The organism is Campylobacter sp. 2457A, assembly GCF_020135895.1.
GTDB lineage: Bacteria > Campylobacterota > Campylobacteria > Campylobacterales > Campylobacteraceae > Campylobacter_D > Campylobacter_D taeniopygiae.
On sequence record NZ_JACHTO010000017.1, the window covers coordinates 34,542 to 40,950 of the forward strand.

Genomic DNA, 6,409 nt, shown 5'->3' on the forward strand with positions numbered 1-6,409 from the left:
CAATAAAAATAAAGATAAAACATGATAGCATTTCGGAATTAATTTTAAATCTTTAACATAGGTATCAAGTAGGGATACGCAAGCCGAAAGTATTTAATCTTAAAGATTTGAAATAAATTTTTATTTAGGATAAAGGTATTTTATTATGAAAAAAATATTTTTTCTACTTTTAGCTTTTGCAACGGTAGCTTTTGCAGCTGAAACAAATAATTTGGTAGAACAAGAAGCTATGAATACATGGATTAAAGCTTTTTCTGTTTTAGCTGCCGGTTTAGGATTGGGTGTTGCGGCTCTTGGTGGTGCTATTGGTATGGGAAGTACAGCTGCGGCAACTATAGCAGGAACAGCTAGAAACCCTGGACTTGCAGGAAAACTAATGACTACAATGTTTATTGCTTTAGCTATGATTGAAGCACAAGTAATTTATGCACTTGTTATCGCTCTTATAGCACTTTATGCAAACCCTTTTATAAAATTTACTCCCGCTGCATCTTAAAAGATTAAGCCCTATTTTGGGCTTCTGTGCGGTTATGGTGGAACTGGTAGACACGCCATCTTGAGGGGGTGGTGCGCTCAGCGTGTGCGAGTTCAAATCTCGCTAACCGCACCATTTATTTTATTTTTCACTTCTTTTGATTTTTTACCTTGCTATATATAAAGCTTTGGATGTGGTATATACTTTTGAATATTTTTACCAATTTAACTATTTTGAAGAATAAAAAAATGATACAAGTATATATTATGTTATGCTTTTTAAGTATGAAATTGTATAATCTTGTGATAATTTAAAACAAAAAAATATAAATTAAAACATTACAATCAATATTTTAATACATAAAGACTATTTTGTAATGAAATCAATATTTATTTTTCAATAAACACCCACATTTTACAGAAAATCAATTTTAAAAATTAGAAAATTTAACATTAACTAAGATAGATCTTAATTTTATTTATTGAGACTTTTTATATAAATTTCTATTAAAGACTTTTTATAATTTGAAAATTGATTTTTATTCTTCTGAATAACCATGTATTTTACAAAAATTTATGCCATAAAAATGGTAATTTCTTTGTATTTAAGTTTTAAAAAATCATTAGAATTTACTTATTTTTTGCTAAGAATCCTCATTATCTCATTTAAAAATCTATATATTATTTATATTCAAGATTATATTTTAAAAGTTTGATTATTTTTGTTGTTTTGCAAATAATTCTAAAGTAAATTCAAGTGAGTTTTTAATATTTTACACTCATTTTAGAATTAAATGAGTGTAAAATATAAATCTATCCTAATCTAAAAAATTACATAAAGCTAAGATTAGGATATTCTATAATCAAGCTTTGCCTTCTCTCCAGTCATCACTTCCACTAGTTCCAGCAGCAGTATGTTCCCAAACTACTTTTCTATAACTCATTGAAACTTTTAAGAGTTCTGTTTTATCATGATTGCTCGCATCTTGTGCATTTGGCATTATCAATTCAATATTTGTAATAATTGCATCTTCTAATTTTGTAGTAAAGAAGTGCTCAGATCCGCCACTTGTTGCGGTTCTAAACCAATGAACTTCCACTGTTGGAAGTCTTTCTCCTTTGGTAAGCGCATTATACAACAAAGGCACAGACTTATTTAAAGAACAAGTAAAAGAAAAAGGTTTATGAACTCTTTGTCCTGAAGGTTGCCCGCTTTGTTGATCAACAGGTACGGTTACAATATGAGATACTTCTTGAGCCATAATTTCATCTTCATGACCTGATTTATATCTATTACCAATACTAGCCTCAGTAGATGCACCACTTGAAATTAAACCTTGAGTAGAACCTTCAATTTTTATAAACGCTGGTTCAGCCATAAAAACTCCTTTAATTTTTTTTAACACTTAAAATTGTATCATTTTAATGTTAATCTATTTAAATTTTTTGTAAAATATTTTATAGCATTGATATTAATTATCTATTTTTTATTTTTTTAAGGAAGAAATGATGTTTAAAAAAATATGTAATTTTTTAAAGTCAAAATTGTTTATAACTGTATTTCTGCTTTGTTGTATTTTTCTATTTAGCATTTTATTTTGGTTTTGGGGGTCTTTGGTAGCTTTTAATGATATATACATTTTTAGTAGTCCATTTTTAAGATTTGGCATCATCTCTATAATTTGGTTTATCATCTTTCTTTTTTTTCTATTAAAACCCATAATGGACTTTTTCTCCTCTTTAAAAAGTGAAAAAAGATTAAAAATTAAAAATCTAAAAAAAGAAGCGGATGAATTTATTTACAAAGCTAAAAGAAATTTTTTTTATCACTTAAAGACGCCAAAGAAACTTGGAAAAATGATCTAAAAACAAAAAATTTACCCTTAATTATCATTATAGGAAATGAAGGGGCTGGAAAAAGCACTTTTATTAATTATTCTGATATTGAATATCCACTTAGTGATAGTTTGGAATCTTATAAAAAATTTCACAAATCTACTAGAAATTTTGCACTCTATATATCAAAAAAAGGTGCTTTGCTAGATACAGAAGGGAACTATTTTTCTCAAGAAGAATTTTTTAAGCCTACAAGCAGCGATGAAATTCCTGAAGATGACATAGATAAAAATAGAGATTTTTTAATTAAAAAAAATATATGGAAAAAATTTCTTGTTTTTCTTAATAAAAACTTTTTTCATAGCAAACTAAACGGTATTATTTTAGTCATTGACACTGTTCTTTTTTTAAATAATTCTAAAGAATATTCCAAAAATCTCATTAGATATTTAACAAGAAGAGTCAATGAGTGTGAAAAAACTTTAAATTTAAAATTACCTATTTATATAGTCTTTTCAAAACTCGATTTAATTGAAGGTATGAAAGAATATTTTGATATTTTTGATAAAAAAATTTCAAATAAAATTTTAGGATTATCTTTTGGGCAAATTTTAAATGAAGAATATTTAAATAATGAATTTAAGGAATTAAGTGATTCATTATTGTGTTCTTTAATGAGTAAAAATTCCTACATTCATAATATAGAAAATAAAAATAAAAGTTACTTATTTTTAAAACAACTTGATAATCTATTTGCATTAGTAAAGACATTTATTTTAAATATGCAAGAAGAAAATAAACTTAAAAATAATTCTTATCTTAGAGGGGTTTATTTTGTCAGCGCTTATCAAGAAAATATTCCTAGAAATTTCTTACTTGATGCAATATGCGATAAATACAATTGTAAAAAAGTATTATCAAGATCTAGTATTATATACAATAAACAAAGCTATTTTGTTAAATCTTTACTTGAAGATTTGATTTTCACAGATTATTCTTTAAGTTCTATAAAATCTTATTCTAAAAAATTATCTTTTTTAGTTATAATTTTAATTGTAAGTTTTGGAACTTTCACCATATCTTCCTATTTTATAAACAAAAATAATGATGAATTTAGAAAAAGTCAAAATACCTTAAAATCTTTAGAATCACTTTTTAAAAATCAAGATTACCAAAATTTAGATATTAAACAAAAAGCTGATTTTTTAATTGAATTAAGAAATATTTTAAACACTTATCCTGAACTTTGGAAAGATGGCAGTATATTGCAATATTTAAACCTCAATCTTTCATATAAAGGATTCACTGCAGCTAGACAACTTTATTATAAACTTAATGAGGATGTACTAAAAAATACTTTATTAAAAGAAATGGAATATATTTTACTCACCGATACAAATAAGGAAAATTTAATCAAAACTTTATATATGTACAAATCTTTATTTGAGCAAAAATATTTTAATAAAGAAATGTTAAAAATTTGGATTAATAAAAATTGGAATACTTTAAGTAAATATTCTATCTCTAAAGATGATTTTCTAGATGGAGTAGATGAGCTTAAACAATTTGACCTTAAATCTTTTAAAGAAGATGAAAACAGCATAGATACAGCAAAGAGAAAACTTGAAACCATAAGTAGAATTCAAAGAATTTATATTCTTCTTAATTTTTTAAATAGTGATAAACCTAAAGAAAAATATCTCATAAAAGAAGATTTGGGTTTTACTGCAAATAGTATATTTTCAAGTGACTCCCAAATCACTTCTATAGATAAAGTATATACAAAATCAGGTATGATGGATTTTTTAAAGAACTTAAATCGACAAGTTGACACTGCCATTAACATAGAATCTTGGATGCTAGATAATAGTTTCAAAGAAAATAAAAATACTTTAACCATAGGCATTTTAAAATTATATTTAAACGAATATAAAAACGCTTGGCAAAATTTGCTTGCTTCATTAAAACCTGTAAAATACAATACCAAAGAATCAATGCTTAATGAGCTTGACATTTTATCAAAAAAAGAAAATCCTTTATATTCTTTACTAAAAATCGTTAGTTCTAATACAAATCTAAATGATGCAGCTTTATTAACACAAGCTTATAATTTAGGCTTAAATGCCGGGGAAATTAAATCCAATTTTATCAGTATAAGTAATTCTTTTATGCAATATCATAAGCTTGTAGATAATAATTCACTTTTAAGTGTTGGCAATATAGAAGTTGGCAAAAGCTCTGATAATGAAAAAATACTAGATATTATTAATGCAAATGTAGCAAATGTAGCAAATAAAATTACAGATTTTAACTCTAATAATAATCAAAGTGCTGAAGAAAAAATTTCATATGCCCTTGGAAATAATAAAGATTCTAATGATCCTTTTATTATACTTCAAATGAATACAAAAAAATTACCTAATGAGTTAGAAAGCTATTATAGCCAACTTTGCGATAATTCTTGGAAATTAATTGAAAACTACGGCATTTCATTATTTAATAGTGCTTGGATCAATGAGGTTTATAACCCATTTATAAATAATATTGCACCATTTTATCCCTTTAATGAAGAAAGTACAACTGATCTTAGCATGGATAATTTTAAAACATTTTTTGGTAAAAATGGAACATTAAATAGTTTCTACAAAAAATATCTAAACAATGTTTTAGTGAAAAGAAAAAATAATTACTTTATTAATTCTCAATTTGCTTCAAAAATAAATTTTTCTAAAGAATTTTTAGATTTTATTACCAATGCTGGTAATCTCTCAAGCCTTATATTGAATGCCAATGACAATATAAAAGTTAATTTTACCATTCAAAGTCTTGATCTAAGTGCGGATTTTTCTTTTATAAAACTTGGCTATAATGATAAAAATATCCGATATGATCACACTCTTAATCAATCTTTGCAAATTATAGCCGAAGAATTTAATAACGGAACAAGCTTAGATTTTACAGCTTATAGCTATTCTAATCCTAATTTAAATTATACAAAATCATATAAAGGGGAGTGGGCTTGGTATAAATTTATAAAAGACAACAAAAATAATTCCACCTATAGTATCACATTCAACAATAATAAAAACTTATATTTTGACTTTGCAATGACTAATGGTGCTAATGATGTAAATAACATAGTTTATATTTTAAATAATCTTAAAATAGTAGAAAATATTACAGGAGTAAATAAAAAATGATAGATAAAGAAGAATTAGGAATTACTATTGAAAATTACAACGAATGCATCAATGGTACTAAAACATTTATATTTCAATCAAAAGGTGGAACCATAGGAAGCGGTGATGATTGTGCTTTTCGCGTTCAAGACAAACTAGAACAAGTCAAAAATACACATGCGATAATATCTTATGAAGAGGGGTCTTTTACAATTGCACCTTTTGAAGACGCTGATATTTATTACAATAGATCTTTTTCTAAAATACCGAATGGCTATGAAATAATAATTACCATAGGTGATATTTTTAGAATCGGTAATTTAGAATTTAAATTTGTAGATGCAAATAGCATTGAAGAAAATATTAAGGAAAATAAAAAATATTTAGAAAATATTGAAAAACGTAATCACTTTGATGAAATTGAAATTAAACCTAGAGGAAAAACAAGTATAAATTTTGATAAAAATGAAGAATTAAAAGAAATTTTAAAAAATAATGATTATAAATTTATCGAACAAGAAAAAACAGATAAAAGCTTTTTAAAAGAAATCACTCAAAAGAATCCAAATTTATTAGAGTATGAAAATATCTTGAAAAGCCTAATAAAAAATTTCAAAGATATTAAAACAAAACAACAAAATTCTAAATTGGAAAAAGATTATCCCTCTATCAATATTAAGGATTTTGAAAGTATTATTGATAATATACCTTTACTTAAATCTACAAGATTAATCAATATTTTAGCACTAAGCATGATTGCGAAAGAATTATATACTCCAATCTTTGAAGAAATGGAGGAAAATATGTTTATTAAATATCTTGAAGCTGCCATACAAAACAATATTAAAGAAGATAAGATTCTTTTTGAAAATCTTACCATAAAAGCATTAGAAAAATATATTAAAGATTTTGAGTAATTT

The 6,409-nt window shown here is 25.0% G+C and carries 3 protein-coding genes, 1 tRNA gene and 1 pseudogene; 4 read left to right on the top strand and 1 reads right to left on the bottom strand.

Annotated elements, in window-relative coordinates:
- The first annotated feature begins 145 nt into the window (after positions 1-145).
- Together H2280_RS06325 and H2280_RS06330 are read left to right on the top strand one after the other, a co-directional pair.
- Complete coding sequence (locus H2280_RS06325) at positions 146-496, top strand: F0F1 ATP synthase subunit C (protein ID WP_337215988.1); 351 nt, start codon at positions 146-148, stop codon at positions 494-496.
- A 28-nt stretch (positions 497-524) separates the two neighbouring features.
- Positions 525-610, top strand: a tRNA-Leu gene (locus H2280_RS06330).
- Between the two features lie 727 nt (positions 611-1,337).
- On the opposite strand, the gene H2280_RS06335 is transcribed toward H2280_RS06330, so the two are convergent.
- Complete coding sequence (locus H2280_RS06335; protein WP_337215989.1) at positions 1,338-1,853, bottom strand: Hcp family type VI secretion system effector; 516 nt, start codon at positions 1,851-1,853, stop codon at positions 1,338-1,340.
- 130 nt (positions 1,854-1,983) lie between these two features.
- Here H2280_RS06335 and tssM point away from each other — a divergent pair.
- Positions 1,984-5,510: pseudogene (tssM, locus tag H2280_RS06340) on the top strand (type VI secretion system membrane subunit TssM).
- Entirely contained in the window at positions 5,507-6,406 is a 900-nt protein-coding gene (locus H2280_RS06345; protein ID WP_337215990.1) for an FHA domain-containing protein, read from the top strand. Before tssM ends, H2280_RS06345 begins: the two are co-directional and overlap by 4 nt.
- The last annotated feature ends 3 nt before the right edge of the window (positions 6,407-6,409 follow it).